General features: G+C 70.7%; 14 protein-coding genes and 1 riboswitch. Of the genes, 7 read left to right on the top strand and 7 right to left on the bottom strand.

What is annotated here, in order from left to right; all coding sequences use genetic code 11:
- Positions 1–40 precede the first annotated feature (40 nt).
- A riboswitch (SAM riboswitch) is annotated at positions 41–147 on the bottom strand.
- A gap of 146 nt (positions 148–293) precedes the next feature.
- The 4 genes from rsmA to metG form a co-directional block, all read right to left on the bottom strand.
- Positions 294–1,130 carry a 16S rRNA (adenine(1518)-N(6)/adenine(1519)-N(6))-dimethyltransferase RsmA gene (gene rsmA / locus ACZ63J_RS26515; protein WP_465341451.1) on the bottom strand — a complete coding sequence of 279 codons (837 nt, stop codon included), beginning with the start codon at positions 1,128–1,130 and terminating at the stop codon, positions 294–296.
- A gap of 286 nt (positions 1,131–1,416) precedes the next feature.
- Complete coding sequence (locus ACZ63J_RS26510) at positions 1,417–2,841, bottom strand: transglycosylase family protein (protein ID WP_465341450.1); 1,425 nt, start codon at positions 2,839–2,841, stop codon at positions 1,417–1,419.
- A gap of 209 nt (positions 2,842–3,050) precedes the next feature.
- Positions 3,051–3,887 (bottom strand): TatD family hydrolase, encoded by an 837-nt coding sequence (locus ACZ63J_RS26505; RefSeq protein ID WP_465406685.1) that lies wholly within the window; start codon positions 3,885–3,887, stop codon positions 3,051–3,053.
- Between the two features lie 10 nt (positions 3,888–3,897).
- The gene (metG, locus tag ACZ63J_RS26500; RefSeq protein WP_465406687.1) at positions 3,898–5,694 is read right to left on the bottom strand and encodes a methionine--tRNA ligase; all 1,797 of its coding nucleotides are present in this window, start codon (positions 5,692–5,694) and stop codon (positions 3,898–3,900) included.
- A 52-nt stretch (positions 5,695–5,746) separates the two neighbouring features.
- Here metG and ACZ63J_RS26495 point away from each other — a divergent pair, with 52 nt between their 5' ends.
- From ACZ63J_RS26495 to ACZ63J_RS26475, 5 genes are all read left to right on the top strand, one after another.
- Positions 5,747–6,313 (top strand): PadR family transcriptional regulator, encoded by a 567-nt coding sequence (locus ACZ63J_RS26495; RefSeq protein WP_465341448.1) that lies wholly within the window; start codon positions 5,747–5,749, stop codon positions 6,311–6,313.
- A 68-nt stretch (positions 6,314–6,381) separates the two neighbouring features.
- Positions 6,382–7,356: an ATP-binding cassette domain-containing protein gene (locus ACZ63J_RS26490; protein WP_465406775.1), complete on the top strand. Its 975-nt coding sequence runs from the start codon at positions 6,382–6,384 to the stop codon at positions 7,354–7,356.
- Complete coding sequence (locus tag ACZ63J_RS26485; protein WP_465406689.1) at positions 7,346–8,101, top strand: ABC transporter permease; 756 nt, start codon at positions 7,346–7,348, stop codon at positions 8,099–8,101. The genes ACZ63J_RS26490 and ACZ63J_RS26485 overlap by 11 nt, the downstream gene beginning before the upstream one ends.
- A 78-nt stretch (positions 8,102–8,179) precedes the next feature.
- Positions 8,180–8,794, top strand: a complete 615-nt coding sequence (locus ACZ63J_RS26480) for a glycoside hydrolase family 25 protein (RefSeq protein ID WP_465302364.1) — start codon at positions 8,180–8,182, stop codon at positions 8,792–8,794.
- Positions 8,795–8,813: 19 nt separating this feature from the next.
- A complete protein-coding gene (locus ACZ63J_RS26475) occupies positions 8,814–10,067 on the top strand; it encodes an aminodeoxychorismate synthase component I (protein ID WP_465406690.1) in 1,254 nt (417 codons plus the stop codon).
- Here the strand turns inward: ACZ63J_RS26475 and ACZ63J_RS26470 are convergent.
- Positions 10,044–11,003 (bottom strand): quinone oxidoreductase family protein, encoded by a 960-nt coding sequence (locus ACZ63J_RS26470; RefSeq protein WP_465406692.1) that lies wholly within the window; start codon positions 11,001–11,003, stop codon positions 10,044–10,046. The two genes, ACZ63J_RS26475 and ACZ63J_RS26470, sit on opposite strands and share 24 nt — an antisense overlap.
- A gap of 40 nt (positions 11,004–11,043) precedes the next feature.
- Here ACZ63J_RS26470 and ACZ63J_RS26465 point away from each other — a divergent pair, with 40 nt between their 5' ends.
- A complete protein-coding gene (locus ACZ63J_RS26465) occupies positions 11,044–11,577 on the top strand; it encodes a QsdR family transcriptional regulator (RefSeq protein ID WP_465406693.1) in 534 nt (177 codons plus the stop codon).
- 536 nt (positions 11,578–12,113) lie between these two features.
- Here ACZ63J_RS26465 and rsmI read toward each other — a convergent pair.
- Entirely contained in the window at positions 12,114–12,965 is an 852-nt protein-coding gene (gene rsmI / locus ACZ63J_RS26460) for a 16S rRNA (cytidine(1402)-2'-O)-methyltransferase (protein ID WP_465406694.1), read from the bottom strand.
- A gap of 68 nt (positions 12,966–13,033) precedes the next feature.
- On the opposite strand from rsmI, the gene ACZ63J_RS26455 reads away from it, so the two are divergent.
- Entirely contained in the window at positions 13,034–14,602 is a 1,569-nt protein-coding gene (locus tag ACZ63J_RS26455) for a dolichyl-phosphate-mannose--protein mannosyltransferase (RefSeq protein WP_465341441.1), read from the top strand.
- Between the two features lies 1 nt (position 14,603).
- Here ACZ63J_RS26455 and ACZ63J_RS26450 read toward each other — a convergent pair whose 3' ends face one another.
- The gene (locus ACZ63J_RS26450; protein ID WP_465406777.1) at positions 14,604–15,317 is read right to left on the bottom strand and encodes an AraC family transcriptional regulator; all 714 of its coding nucleotides are present in this window, start codon (positions 15,315–15,317) and stop codon (positions 14,604–14,606) included.
- Positions 15,318–15,339 lie beyond the last annotated feature (22 nt).

The following is a 15,339-nucleotide window of genomic DNA, read 5'->3' as shown; positions in this document are numbered from 1 at the left end:
ACTACGCGACGCCTGGTCAGCAGCAGGGGGCGAGCTACCCTCTTCATCGGAAACGGCCTCCATCGGTCCTGGCGGTAGCACCTGCCCTGTGGAGGGTGGTTGCTGCGACTTCGGCGAGCCAGGTCTCTCAGTCGCTCGGGATGGACATACTGAGTAAACCGATCCCGCAGAGCGAACGCAAGCCCGTTGGCCCAGATCACACGACTGGCGGCGTCCGGATGGCGAGACGCGCACGCCGGGAGACGTCGGCGAGCACCCTGCCGGTTGACATCCACAGTGGACGTCGCCCGGGGCTAGCGGGCGGCGGCGAGCCGGGCGAAGTCGTGGACGTCGAGCTGCTCGCCGCGCGTCTTCGGGTCGATCCCGGCGGCCGCCAGCAGCTCGCCGGCGCGCTCGGCCGAGCCCGCCCAGCCCGCCAGCGCGGCCCGGAGCGTCTTCCTGCGCTGTGAGAAAGCGGCGTCGACGAGCCCGAAGAGCCGCTCCCGGTCGTCGGACGCCGGCGCGTCGCCGCGCTCGAAGGCGACGAGCGCGGAGTCGACGTTCGGTACCGGCCAGAACACCGAGCGTGGCACCGCGGCGACCTTGCGCGCCGGGCCGTACCAGGCGAGCTTGACGCTCGGCACGCCGTAGATCCGGCTGCCCGGGCCGGCCGCCATCCGGTCGGCGACCTCGGTCTGGACCATCACGAGGCCGGAGGTGAGCGACGGCACTTCGGCGAGCAGGTGCAACACGACCGGCACAGCGACGTTGTAGGGGAGGTTGGCGACGAGGGCGGTCGGCGCCGGCAGCTCGGCGTCGGTGACGCGCATGGCGTCGGCCTCGAGGACGGTGAGCCGCTCGGCGGCGTCCGGCCCCCGCTCGGCGACGGTCTTCGGCAGCCGTTCGGCGAGCTTGGGATCGATCTCGACGGCGACGACCCGCGCGCCGGTGGCGAGCAGCCCCAGCGTCAGCGACCCGAGGCCGGGCCCGACCTCGAGCACGACGTCGTCCGGACCGACCGAGGCGAGCTCGACGATCCGGCGGACGGTGTTGGGATCGTGCACGAAGTTCTGCCCGAGCTTCTTCGTCGGCCGCACGTCGAGTTCGGCCGCCAGCCCGCGGATCTCGGCAGGTCCCAGCAGTTCAACCACCGGCCGAGCTTACCGATGGGCCATCTCGCGCCCCCGGACGGTCGGTTCGCGGTGATCGAGGACGGAACTCACGTGATCAGGAGCGGAACTCGCGTGATTGAGCGCGGAACTCGCGTGATTGGAGGGGCATCTCGCGTGATTGAGCAGGCATCACGCGTGACTGGGCGGGCATCGGGTGTGATGCCCCGCCAATCACAGGTGATGCCCCTCCGGACACGCGTGATGCCCCTCGGCGCACGCGAAAAGGCCCCCGTCCGGGGAGGACGGGGGCCGGTTCGGGAGTTCGTCAGGCCTTCTTGCCGCAGACCGGCCAGGCGCCGTAACCGCCGCGGGCGTCGCGGACCTTCTCGGCCACCGAGATCTGCTGCTCGCGCGTCGCCTGGCTCGGCAGCGCCGCGTACTGGGAGCCGCCGTAGGCGTTCCAGGTCTGCTTGTCGAACTGGAGGCCGCCGTAGTAGCCGTTGCCGGTGTTGGTGGCCCAGTTGCCGCCCGACTCGCACTGCGCGATGCGGTCCCACGAGGACGCGTCGCCGATGACCGGGTTCGCCGGCTTCTTCGTGCCGACGTGGATGATCTTCGGCTTGGCCTCCGTGATGACCTGCTCGGAGACGCTCTCGCGCGAGACCTCTTTGCCGTTCTTCTGCGTGACCTTGTAGGTCACCATCTTCTCGCCGGGCGTGCCGGGGTCCTCGACCTCGGTCTTGCCCTTCTCGAGGTTCGGGTCGTCGACCTTCTGCTCGGGCGGGTCGATGGTCTCCTTCTGGACGACCGTCGAGACGCCGGTGCGGCTGATGTGCACCTCGGCGCCGTCGGTCAGCTTGACGTCCAGACCACCTTCGGCGGCGTCCTCCGGGCCCAGGGTGAGCTTGTACTCGCCCAGGAACTCCTTCGTGGTGACCGCGGTCGTCTTGACCGGCTTCGGCGCGTTCGCGCCGTCGTACAGCGTGATGTTCTTGAGGGTCTTGATCTCGACGGTGGCGCCCTGGAGGGGCAGCTCGCCGTCCTTCGCCATCGACATCCACGTGCCGGGCTTGTCCATGCCGGTCATGCCGAGCTGGCTGAGCGCCTCACCGAGGTGGGTCGCGCGGACCCAGGAGGTGTGCTCCGCGCCGTCGACGATCATCTTCAGCTGGCGGCCGCGCTCGAGCTTGATGACCCCGCCGTCGCCGACCTCGGCCTGCGGGGACGGGGAGAGCGAGTCGTGCGCGCCGACGGACAGGCCCGCGTCCTCGAGCACCTCGCCGACGGTGTCGCCGAACGAGTGCACGGTCTGCTGCTGGCCGTCGACGTCGACGGTGACGCTCTTGTTCATCGCCAGCGCGGCGGCGCCACCACCGGCGATGCTGATCATGACGCTGAGGACGGCGCCCTTGAGGAACCGGCGCTTCCAGACCTTGGTGGTCTCGCGCAGCCCCTCGTCCAGCATGGCCCGCTTGGCCTGCGGGGACGCGGTGCGGTCCGCCTCGATCTCGTCCGGGATGACGATCGGCGGCAGGTAGGTCGTCTCGGCGTTGATGAGCCGGATCAGCTCGTCGACGTCGACGTCGATCTCGGCCATCATCGCGTCGGCGTCGGGGCCGAGCGCGGCGAGGATGTCCTGCTGCGTGATGTTCGGGTCGTCGGAGAAGTCGAGCTGGCCGTACGCGGTGTCCTCGAAATAGCTCCGTTCGAGGACGGCGGAGCGTGCTCCAGCCTGTCTGCTACCTGTCACCGGGGATCGTTCCCTTTCACGAGACGGCGGTCGGGGGCGCCGTCTCTACGACTGGGCGTGACGATCGGAAGCTGCTGAGCGCAGGCCCGACCGGCACGATCACGGGACAGTAACGGGTCTCGGCGGGTTGCGCAAACACCCCCCGGAGTGTCGTGATCTGGGTCACTAGATCGAGTGGGCGATCAAGGAACACCGATGTCGCAGTGCGTTTATCCCGTTGTGACACTGGGGAGTCGGTAGACCCGCTCGGCAGTGGTCCGGACCGATTCGGCGACTTCGTGGACAGCTTCGCCCCTGAGCGCCGCGAGGTGACGGACGGTGTAAGCCGCGCCGAACGGCTCGTTCGGCCGCCCTCGGAACGGGTGGGGGGTCAGAAACGGCGCGTCGGTTTCGACCAGGTACTGGTCCGCCGGGCAGAGCCGGGCCGCCTCGTGGAGCCCCTTCGCGTTCTTGAACGTCACCGTGCCCGCGAAGGAAAGGACGTACCCCGCGTCGACGCACTTGCGGGCCATTTCCGCGTCCCCGGAAAAACAATGGAAGATTACGGCATTCGGCGCATTCTCTTCGGCCAGGATGCGCAGCACGTCGTCGTGGGCCTCGCGGTCGTGGATCATCAGCGGCTTGTCCAGCCGCTTCGCGAGGTCGATGTGCCAGCGGAACGCCTCCTGCTGGGCGTCGTGCGGCGAGTAGTCCCAGTAGTAGTCGAGGCCGGTCTCGCCGACGGCGACCACGCGGTCCTGGCCGGCCAGGCGCTCCACTTCGGACTTCTCGGCCTCGCCGAAGGCCTTGGTCCGCGTCGGGTGGATCGCGACCGCGGCCCACACGCGCGGGTCCCAGGTCGCGGCCTCGGTGGCCCAGCGGGCGGAGGCGAGGTCGTCGGCGACCGTGACGACGCGGGCGACACCGGCGCGCTCGGCGCGGTCGACCATGGCCGTGACTTCGGCCGCGGTGACCGCGCCGCACGCGTCGAGATGGGTGTGCGCGTCCACCACCGACACCGGGAGCCTGTCCGGGACAGGCGGCAGCTCGCGCTTCTCGTCACCCATGCACTACCTCTTACTCCTTGACGATCGGTGCCCACTCCGGGCCGGTCTCACCCAGCGCCGGGTCGAGCTTCGTGAACAGCGGCGACGGCTTGGCCAGCGGCTTGCCGACCTCGATCGGCTTCGACTCCCACTTCGCCTGCTCGGCCGCGTAGTCGCCGGTGAGGATCGGGTTGACCCGGCCGTCGATGTCGAGGTCGTCGACCTCCTTGAGCTCCGGCTGGGCGGCCCAGACGCCGGTGCCGCCGAGGGCCTCGTGGACCTTCTGGGCCGAGTGCGGCAGGAACGGCGTCAGCAGCGTGTTCGCGTCGGAGACCACCTGCAGCGCGGTGTGCAGCACCGTGTCGCGCCGCGCCGGGTCGTCCTTGAGCTTCCACGGCTCCTGGTCGGAGATGTACTTGTTCGCCGCGGTGACGACCTTCATCGCCTCGCCCGCCGCCAGCTTGAACCGGGACCGGGCCAGGTGCGCGCCCGCGGTGTCGAAGGCCTTGCGGGACAGGGCCTTCAGCTCCTCGTCGGCCGCCGTCGGGGCCTCCGGGCGCGGGATGGCGCCGACGTTCTTGTGCGCCATCGAGATGGACCGGTTGACCAGGTTGCCCCACTCGTTGGCCAGCTCGAAGTTGGTCCGGCGGACGAACTCGTCCCAGGTGAAGTCGGTGTCCTGGGTCTCCGGGCCGGCGACCGAGATGAAGTACCGCAGCGTGTCCGGGCCGAAGTCGCGCAGGAAGTCCTCGACGTAGATGACGCGCCCGCGCGAGGTCGAGAACTTCGAGCCGCTCATGGTGAGGAACTCGCTGGAGACGATCTCGTCCGGCAGGTGCAGCTTGCCGTACTTGCCGGGCTCGCCGCCCTTGTCACCCTCGCCGTTGTGGCCGAACAGCAGCGCCGGCCAGATCTGGGCGTGGAAGGTGATGTTGTCCTTGCCCATGAAGTAGTACGACCGGGCGTCGGCGTTGTTCCACCACTCCTGCCACGCGTCCGGGTTACCGGAGCGCCGCGCCCACTCGACGCTGGCCGAGAAGTACCCGATCACCGCGTCGAACCAGACGTAGAACCGCTTCAGCGGCTGGTCGCGCCAGCCGTCGAGCGGGATCTTCACGCCCCAGTCGAGGTCGCGGGTGATCGGCCGGGGCCGCATGTCGTCGATCAGGTTCTTGGTGAAGTTGAGGACGTTGGGGCGCCAGTCGGTCTTGGTGCCCAGCCAGTCGCCGAGGGTCTTGATGAACGCCGGCAGGTCGAGGAAGTAGTGCTCGGTCTCGACGAACTTCGGCGTCTCGCCGTTGATCCGCGACTTCGGGTTGATCAGCTCCGCGGCGTCGAGCTGGTTGCCGCAGTTGTCGCACTGGTCGCCGCGCGCGCCGTCGTACCCGCAGATCGGGCAGGTGCCCTCGACGTAGCGGTCGGGCAGCGTGCGGCCGGTGGACGGGCTGATCGCGCCGCGCGTGGTCTTCGGCACGACGTAGCCGTTGCGGTGCAGCGCCAGGAAGATCTGCTGCGTCACCTCGGCGTGGTTGCCGGTCGTGGTCCGGGTGAACAGGTCGTAGGAAAGGCCGAGGCCCTGCAGGTCGGTGCCGATCTGGCGGGTGTACTTGTCCGCCGTCAGCTGCGGGGTCGAGTTCTCCTTGTCGGCCTGGACCGTGATCGGGGTGCCGTGTTCGTCGGTCCCGGACACCATGAGCACCCGGTTGCCGGCCATTCGCTGGTAGCGCGAGAAGACGTCGGACGGAACGCCGAATCCGGACACGTGGCCGATGTGGCGGGGGCCGTTGGCGTAGGGCCAGGCCACCGCGGTCAACACGGGGGTGCTCATACCTTATTAGCCTACGGAGGGCGTCACGCGCTTTGTCGGGAGGGAGGCCCAGTTGTCCGCGACACGGTTGCTGGTGCTCGGTGTGGTCCGCATGTACGGCCGCGCGCACGGGTACCAGGTGCGGCGTGAACTGCTGAGCTGGTCGGCGGACAAGTGGGCCAACGTCCAGCCGGGGTCGATCTACCACGCGCTGAAGAAGATGACCACCGAGGAGCTGCTGGAGCAGGTCGACGTCGAGCCGGGCGACGGCGGCCCGGACCGCGTCGCCTACCGGCTCACCGACGTCGGTGAGCAGGAGTACCAGGTCCTGCTCTCCAAGGCCCTCTCCGATCCGGAGCTCAACCACCCGGACCTGTCGGCCGGGATCTCGCTGATGACGACGTTGCCACGGGCCCGGGTGGTCAACCTGCTCCGGCACCGGCTGGTGCACCTGGAGGCCGAGCAGCGGCAGGCCGTGCTGATGCTCGACGAGGTGAAGGCCAGCATGGAGCTGGGCACGCCCGAGCACGTCGGCGAGCTGTACCGGCTGTGGGGCGGGATCACGGACGCGAGCCTGACCTGGCTCGAAGGCCTGATCGCCCGGCTGGAAGCGGGCGAGTACGTGATGGCCGGCGAGTAATCAAGTTTGACTAGCGAGCTCTTCTTGGGGGACAGTGTGCGCTTCCAGTAGTCAAGTTTGATTAGGAGATCACGGCACGCGGCCTCGAGCGGCGGTTCCGCCGCAAGGGCCGCACTGGGGGCGAAGTCCACGCGGTGAAGGGCGTCGACCTCGACGTCGAAGCGGGCGAGCTGGTCGGCTTCCTCGGCCCGAACGGCGCCGGGAAGACCACAACCCTGCGCATGCTCACCACGCTGCTCAAGCCGACCGCGGGCACCGCGACCGTCGGCGGCCGCGACCTGCTGACCGACCCGCTCGGCGTGCGCAAGCGGATCGGCTACGTCGCCCAGGGCGGCGGCAGCGCACCCGAAAGCAAGGTCGCCGACGAGCTCGAGCTGCAGGGGCGGCTCTACCGGATGAGCAAGGCCGACGCGATCGCGCGCGGCGCCGAGCTCGCCGAGCAGCTCGATCTCACCGGGCTGGACCAGCGGCCGGCCAAGACGCTGTCCGGCGGGCAGCGGCGGCGGCTCGACATCGCGCTCGGGCTGATCCACTCGCCCGGCCTGGTGTTCCTCGACGAGCCGTCGACCGGGCTCGACCCGCAGAGCCGCGCCAATCTGTGGGAGCACATCCGCCGCCTGCGCGCCGAGCAGGGCGTCACGGTCTTCCTCACGACCCACTACCTCGACGAGGCCGACGCGCTGTCCGACCGGCTGATCGTCATCGACGACGGCCGGATCGTCGCCGAGGGCACGCCGGACGCGCTGAAGGCGCGGGTCAGCGGCGACCGCGTCGAGGCCGGCGTCGACCCCGGGCAGGGCACGGACGCCGCCGAGATCGCCGGGCGGCTGGCCGGCGCGCACGAGCTGTCGGTCACCGACGGGCTGGTGCGCTTCCGCGTGCCGCGCGGCGACGTCGCGCTGCCGGAGCTGCTGCGGGCGCTGGACGCCAAGGGCATCCCGATGCTGTCGATGCAGGTCCACCGGCCGACGCTGGACGACGTCTTCCTGACCCTGACCGGGCGCTCGCTGCGCGAAGCCGAGGAGGGCACCCGTGCTGCGTGACACCTGGCTGATCTTCCGCCGCGACATGACCGCGGCGCTGCGCAACCCGACGTGGATCCTGATCGGGATCATGCAGCCGCTGCTGTACCTGTTCCTGTTCGGGCCGCTGATGGTCAAGGCCGTCGGCCTGCCCGAAGCGGACGGCTGGATGCTGCTCACCCCGGCGCTGGTCGCGCAGCTGGCGCTGTTCGGCAGCTCGTTCGTCGGGTTCGGGCTGCTGGCCGAGTACCGCTCCGGCGTGGTCGAGCGGTTCCGGGTGACGCCGGTCAGCCGCGGCGCGCTGCTGCTGGGCAAGGTGCTGGCCAGCGCCCTGCAGGCGGTCGTGCAGGCGGTGCTGATCATCGTGCTGGCGTACCTGGCGTTCGACCTCGACGCGCCGGTCGGCGGGGTGCTGCTGAGCCTGGTGATCGTCTTCCTGCTGGCGGTTTCGCTCGCATCGTGCTCCTACGCGCTGGCGTTGACGCTCAAGAGCGAGGAGACGTTCCCGGCACTGCTCAACGCCGTGCTCATCCCGCTGCTGCTGCTTTCCGGGATCCTGCTGCCGATCACGGCGGGCAAGGCGCCGCAGTGGCTGTACACGGTTTCGCAGATCAACCCGTTCCGGCACGTGGTGGACGTCGAGCGCAACGCCTTCCGCGGCGACTTCACGATGGATGCCTTGTTCACCGGCAGCGTCGTGGTGCTGGTGATGGCGGTGGTGTCCGTGTGGTGGGGCACCCGAACGTTCCAGAAAGAAAACGCCTGATCAAACCAGGCGTGGGTCACTGCGGGTCCGCTCCCGGCGACGTATGGTGTGCTCTCATCTACGCGCCGGGGGCGGACTGTGACGGAGCCGGAAGCCGAACTCGGCATCTCGCTGTCCCACCGCGAGCGCGTCGCCGACTGGCAGGCCGTGCGCGCCGCGCAGAACCGGTTTGTGTCGGTGACGATCAGCGAGAACGTCAACTGGAGCAGCTCAGCCGCGGAACGGAACATGGCGGGTGCGCAGGAGGCCGGGCTGCACGTCGGCGGCCGGCACTACGCGCGGCCCGGCGCGGTGCACGACCAGGCCGACCACTTCGTCCGGACGGCCAGCAAGCTCGGCGCGTTCGCGCCCGGCTCGCTGGCGCCGGCGCTGGAGGTGGCGGCCCCGAGCGTCGACGACCGGTTCATCAAGGCGTGGATCAAGCACGTCCGGCACGCGGCGCGCCTCGAGCGTGTGCTCGTCTACGCCGACTACGACTGCTGGCAGCACCGGCTGCACCCGGACCGCTGGGCCGACTCCGAAGTGGTGCTCTGGCTGATCCGCCACAACGGCATCCCGGGGCGGGCGGGGTGGTTCCACTCGCGGCTCGGCATCCACCAGCACGCGTGCGCGCCGGACGTGCCGGGCATCACCGGGCCGGTCGAGCAGAACGCCGTCGTGTACCCGTTCACATTGGGTGACCTTCTGCTTTGACGTGTGGTGGTATGGCGCCATGCGCGTGACGAGCAGGGCACTTCGGACGAAGGTGACACCCGCGCGCGCTTTCTCGGCACTCGCCCACCACAACGCCTCGCACGGGCTCCCGCCGCCGGCGATGCTGTCGGGCGACTGGTTCGGCTCACCGGCGGTGATCGCGCCGTCGCTTTCCGTTTCCCCGTCGGGCTTTCCGGCTTCTCCCGGCGAGATCGACGCCCCGCCCGGCGTGGTCGGCGGCGGCTGGTTCGGGTACCTGTCGTACGACTCGGCGGACCCTTCGGGCCGCGTCGGCGCGCTGCCCGCGTCGGCATGGGGCTGGGCGGACCACGTGCTGCGCTGGTCCGCTTCGGGCACCTGCCACCTGGAGTCCCTGGACAGCGGCGGGCCCTCGGTGTCCACAATGGAATCCCTGCTGGCTTCCCCGCCGCCGCCGCCGGCGTCGTGGCAGGCGTCGCCGTTGCGACGGCCGCTGCCTTCGGAGCACCGCGACGCGGTCAAGGCGTGCGTGCACGAGATCGAGGCCGGGGAACTGTTCCAGGCCAACGTCTGCTGCCGGTTCACGGGCACGTTTTCGGGATCTCCCGCCGCCTTGTTCGCTGCCGGAGTGTCGTCGTTGTCCCCGCGCCGCGCGGCGTTCCTCTCGGGCTCGTGGGGTTCGGTCGTCTCGTTCTCGCCGGAGCTGTTCCTCGCGCGGCACGGCCGGGCGGTGCGCTCGACGCCGATCAAGGGGACGCTCCCCCGCCGCGGGCCCCAGGACGACGGGAACGCCCGGCTGCTGCGGCGGTCCGCCAAGGACGTCGCGGAGAACGTGATGATCACCGACCTGGTGCGCAACGACCTGGGCCGGGTGTGCGAGGTCGGGACGGTGACGGTGCCGTCGCTGCTGGAGGTCCGGCCGGCGCCGGGGGTCTGGCACCTGGACTCGACGGTGACGGGTGTCCTGCGACCTTCGGTGTCCGACGCCGACCTGCTGGCGGCGACGTTCCCGCCCGGCTCGGTGACGGGCGCGCCGAAGATCCGCGCGCTGGACCTCATCGCGGCGCTGGAGCCCGTCGGACGCGGGGTGTACACGGGCGCGATCGGGCTGGTGTCGCCGGCGGCCGGGCTGGAGCTGAACGTCGCGATCCGGACGTTCGAGATCGCCGACGGCCGGATCGCCCTGGGCGTCGGCGGCGGCATCACCGCCGACTCGGACCCGGAGGCGGAGTGGCAGGAGTGCCTGCACAAGGCGGCACCCCTGGAACGCCTACTTGCCGGGGTCGAGCAGTAGCTTGCCGACGGTGGCGCGCGAGCGCAGGGCCTCGTGCGCGCCGCGGGCGTCCGACAATGCGTACTCGCCGCCCGCGATCGCCTTGAGCCGGCCGGTCAGCACCAGGCCGAACAGCTCCCGCAGCGCCGAGCCGAAGACGTTGCCCGGCAGGCGGAAGACGTGCGGCAGCCACATCCCGCTGATCGTCGTGCTGTGCCCGAGGACGTTGCGGAGGTCGACCGGCTTCGGGCTTTCGCGCCCGGCCATGCCGTAGAAGGCCAGCCGGCCGAACGGCGCGAGCGCGGCGATGCTCTGGTCGGTCGTCGTCCCGCCGACCATGTCGAGCACGATGTCGACGCGGCGGCCGTCGTTCGCCTCGATCAGGGCCTGCGTCATGTCTTCCGCGCGCGAGTCGATCGCGACGTCGGCCCCGAGCTCGAGGGCGAGCGCGCGCTTCTCCTCGCTGCTGGCGGTGGCGATCACCCGGCCGGCGCCCCACGCCTTGGCGAGCTGCACGGCGATCGACCCGACACCCCCGGCCGCGGCGTGCACGACCACCGACTCGCCCTCGGCCAGGTAGGCGTTCCGGCGGAGCAGCACCCAGGCGGTCGCGCCCTGGACCAGCATGGACAACGCCGTGAGGTCGCTGATGCCGTCGGGCACCGGGAAGGTCATGGCCTCGGCCGCGACGGCCCGCTCGGCGTACCCGCCCCCGCCGTTGAGCAGGGCGACGACCCGTTCGCCGGCCTCGGTGCGCCCGACGACTTCACCGCCGGGCACGAGGGGCAGCTTGCTGGGCGCGAGGTAGGAGTTCTCGGCCTGGTGGGTGTCGGCGTAGTTGACGCCGATGCGCTCGACGTTGACGAGCACCTCGCCGGGGCCGGCCACCGGATCCGGCAGCTCGACCGGCGTGAGCACCTCGGGCCCGCCGAACTCGGTCACCTGCACTGCGCGCATCTGCTGTCCTCCCGGTGGCTGGTGTGAGACATTCTGGCATATGTCTCACGAGTTCGAACTGGCACGCGAGTGGTTCCTGTCCGGCAAGCGGGTGGACATGGGCGAGCTGGCCGAGACGCTCTCGATCAGCCGCGCGACGCTCCACCGCCGGGTGGGGTCGCGCGACCGGCTGCTGGGCGAGATCCTCTGGTCCCTGTCGGCGGCTTCGATCGCCCGGCTGCTGCCGTCGTGCGCCGGGCGCGGCGCCGCGGGGATCGCGGACTTCGTGAGCGGGTACGTCCGGTACGCGAACGACTCACCGCCGTTCCGCGACTTCCTGCGCCGCGAGCCGGAGCGGGCTCTGCGGCTGCTGACGACCCGGGTGAGCGTCTGCCAACGGCGGATCATCGCGGAGCTGGAGTCGCTACTGGCGTCGGAGGTGGAGGCCGGGCGGCTGGTGACGCCGCTTCCGGTGCCGGACCTGGCCTATCTGCTGGTGCGGATCGGCGAGTCCTTTGTGTACACGGACGTGATCACCGGGGACGCGCCCGACGCCGGGAAGGCCCACGCCGCGGTGACGGCGCTGCTGACGTAGGTCAGTCCCCAGGCTTCGCGCCCGGGAGTGAGGACTCGCGGACGTTCCGCTTCCCGGGCGACCGCTTGCCGAAAGACGAGGCGCAGCCTCACCTCAGCCATCTCCTTCTGCCGAGCCGGAAAGCCCGCACGGTCGACGATCTCGACGAAGTACGCGTCCTCGAACCCGACAACCCCGTCGTACTCCCACGCCGCGGGAAGCAGCCGCAGCTCGACGCGGTTGGCGAGCCAGGTCGTCCACCGACGGTTCGGCCGAGCTCGGGAGCAGCCGCCACCAGCTGTGGTTGCGGTCGCACCGCATCTCCCACCAGGTGAATTCGCCGTCAGCAGAAGAGGTGGATTCCATCGGCGGTTCCTCGTCCTCAGGTGTTGACGCGCGGTCCGCCGGTTCAGGCTCTGGCGGCCGGAGCCACAGGGTAATCGTGGACCGAATCCACCGCGAGGTCGTAGACCGGAGCCGCCTGCGCGAAGTGACGAACCACCTTGAACTCGACCGATCGAACCGATCGTGGCCCGGTCAGCGGCCTTCGTCGAGCACTACTTCGCCGCCCGAGCTGCCAGCACCGCGTCGTAAAGCTCCTTTTTGGACACCCCGGTCGCCTCGGCGACCTCCGCCGCCGCGGACTTCAGGCGCTCGCCCGCCGCCACCCGGGACGCGACCTCGTCCACCAGGTCCGCCACCGAAACCGACCGCGGCTCCGCGCCCGAAAGCACCACCGTGATCTCGCCGCGAACCCCGTCCGCGGCCCACGCGGCCAGCGAGGCGAGCGAACCCCGCTTCACCTCTTCGTACGTCTTCGTCAGCTCACGGCACACCGCGGCCCGCCGGTCCGCGCCCAGCACCGACACCGCGTCCGACAACGTCGACGCCAGCCGGTGCGGGGACTCGAAGAACACCGCCGTGCGGGGCTCGTCGCGCAACGACGACAGCCAGCGGGAGCGCTCGCCCGGCTTGCGCGGCGCGAACCCCTCGAAACAGAAGCGGTCGCACGGCAAACCGGACAAAGCGAGCGCCGTGGTCACCGCCGACGGGCCCGGCAGGCACGTCACCGGAAGGTCCTCGGCGACGCACGCCGAAACCAGGCGGAAGCCCGGATCGGACACACTGGGCATTCCGGCGTCCGTCACCAGCACCACGGTCTCGCCCGCGCGTAACGATTCGAGCAGCTTGGGCAGGCGCGCCGTCTCGACGTCTTCGTAGAAGCTCACCACCCGGCCGCGCGGGGTCACGCCGAGCGCCGCGGTCAGCGACCGCAGCCGCCGGGTGTCCTCGGCCGCGATGACGTCGGCTTCCGCCAGTGCTTCCGCCAGGCGGGGCGAGGCGTCGCGGACGTCGCCGAGCGGGGTCGCCGCCAGGACCAGGCGGCCGGAAGAAACCGGTGAGCTCACCCGGCCAGCCTAGGCTGATCAGCGGATCCGGACGACGCACGCCCCGGCCCGCCCGTAGGATCGCCCCCGTGACCGCCGTGCTGACCCGTCCCGACGACGAAAGCGTCCGGCCGGACCCGGTGGAGGAGCTCCGGCCGCCCACCGACCGCGAAGTGACCCTGCTCGGCCGCGGCATGCCGGCCGACCGGCTGCGCGGCTGGGTCGTCACCCTCGTGCTGACCGTGATCGGCGGCATCGTCCGGCTGCAGAACCTGGGCACGCCGACGGACAAGGGCAGCCCGGTCTTCGACGAGAAGCACTACGTGCCCCAGGCCTGGCAGGTGCTGCGCAACGGCGGTTACGAGGACAACTACGGCTACGAGCTGGTCGTCCACCCGCCGCTGGCGAAGCAGCTGATCGCGGTCGGCGAATGGCTGTTCGGCTACAACGGCTGGGGCTGGCGGATCATGCCCGCGCTGGCCGGCACGCTCATCATCTTCCTGACCATCCGGATCGCCCGCCGGCTCACCCGCTCGACGCTGCTCGGCGGCATCGCGGGGGTCCTGGTGATCAGCGACGGCGTGCTGCACCTGCAGTCGCGGATGGGCATGCTCGACATCTTCATCGCGCTGTTCGTACTCGCCGCGTTCTCCTGCCTGCTGGTCGACCGCGACCAGGTGCGCACCCGGCTCGCGACGGCCGTGCGCGAGGGCTGGGTCAACGAGTCCGTGTGGGGTCCGAAGCTGGGCTTCCGCTGGTGGCGGTTCGCGACCGGCCTGATGATCGGGCTCACCTTCGGCGTCAAGTGGTCGGCGCTGTACTACATCGTCGCGTTCGGGCTGCTGTGCGTCTTCTTCGATGTCGCGGCGCGGCGCGCGGCAGGCGTCGAGCGGCCCTGGCTGGGCACGATCCGCCGGGACGTGCTGCCCGCGCTGTGGGCGATCCTGCTGGTCCCGCTGCTGATGTACCTCGCCGCGTACTGGGCGTGGTTCGCCAGCGAGACGGCGACCGACCGGCACTACACCGAGATCAAGGACATCGCGCCCGGCGTCTGGGGCTGGATCCCGGCGTCGCTGCGCTCGCTCGGCGACTACTCGGCGAACGTCCTGCACTTCCACGAGACGCTGGTGACGCCGAAGGACAACCCGCACCCGTGGGAGTCGAAGCCGTGGACGTGGCCGATGGGGCTGCGCCCGATGCTCTACAGCTACGACGGCGACGTCACCGGCTGCGGCGAGTCCCGCTGCGTCAGCGCGACGATGCTGGTCGGCACGCCGGCGATGTGGTGGCTGGCGATCCCGATGCTGGGCTGGTCGGTCTGGCGCTCGATCTTCCGCGCGGACTGGCGCTACGCCGCCGTGCTGGTCGGCTACCTCGGCGGGTACGTCTTCTGGTTCACCAACATCGACCGCCAGATGTACTTCTTCTACGCGACACCGCTGGCGGCGTTCCTGGTGCTGGGGCTGACGTTGTGCCTGGGCCAGGTCCTGGGCAGCGCGCGCCGCGGATTCGAGAGACGCGGGACCGGTCTGCTCGTCGTGTCGCTGTACGTCGGGCTGGTGGTGGCGAACTTCGCCTGGCTGTGGCCGATCCTGAACGGCATCGCGATCACGAACGGCCATTGGGAGGCCGAGCGCTGGCTGCCGTCCTGGCGGTAGCTCAGCCCGCGAAGTAGGCGCCCGGCGTGACGCCGACCGCGCGGCGAAAGGCTGCGACGAACGCGCTCGCCGAGCTGTAGCCGATGCGCTGGGCCACCGTCTCCAGCGGCAGCCGCTGGGCCAGCAACGGCAGCGCCGCACGCAACCGCACCTGCGTGCGCCAGGTCCCGAACGTCATCCGGCACTCGCGCACGAAGATCCGGGCCAGCGTTCGCTCCGCCGCGCCGACGTCCCGGCCGAACTCCGCGAGGCTGCGCGGGTCGGCCGGGTTGCCCAGCACCGCCGCCTCGACGTCGCGGGCGCGCGGGTCGGCCGGTGAGGGCACCGCGATCGGCACCACGTCGAGCGGCTCCAGCAGGTCGAACGCCACGGCTTCGGCGCGCAGCCGGGCGGCGGCCCCGACACCGTCACCGGTCAGGTACTCCAGCAGCTCGCGCAGCAGCGGCCGGACGGCCACCATCCGCGGCTCCGGCCAGCTCACCGGCGACAGCGCCGGGTCGGCGTAGATGCCGCGCAGCGCCACCCGGCCGAGGGCGCCGGTGCGGTGCGGGACGCCGGCGGGCATCCAGAGCGCACGGGTCGGCGGCAGCACCCAGCCCGCGTCGCCCGCCTTCACCGCGACGACCCCGCGCGCGGACCAGACGAGCTGGTGCACGGGGTGCTCGTGCAGCGGGAACCAGGTGCCGGCGGGCAGGTCGACCTCGCCCAGCAGCATGGCTCCGGAATGACCGATCAGC

This window comes from Amycolatopsis sp. NPDC104863, assembly GCF_055582965.1.
The sequence above is the reverse complement of the archived record's forward strand: the minus strand, read 5'-3'. Positions and strand labels throughout refer to the sequence as shown.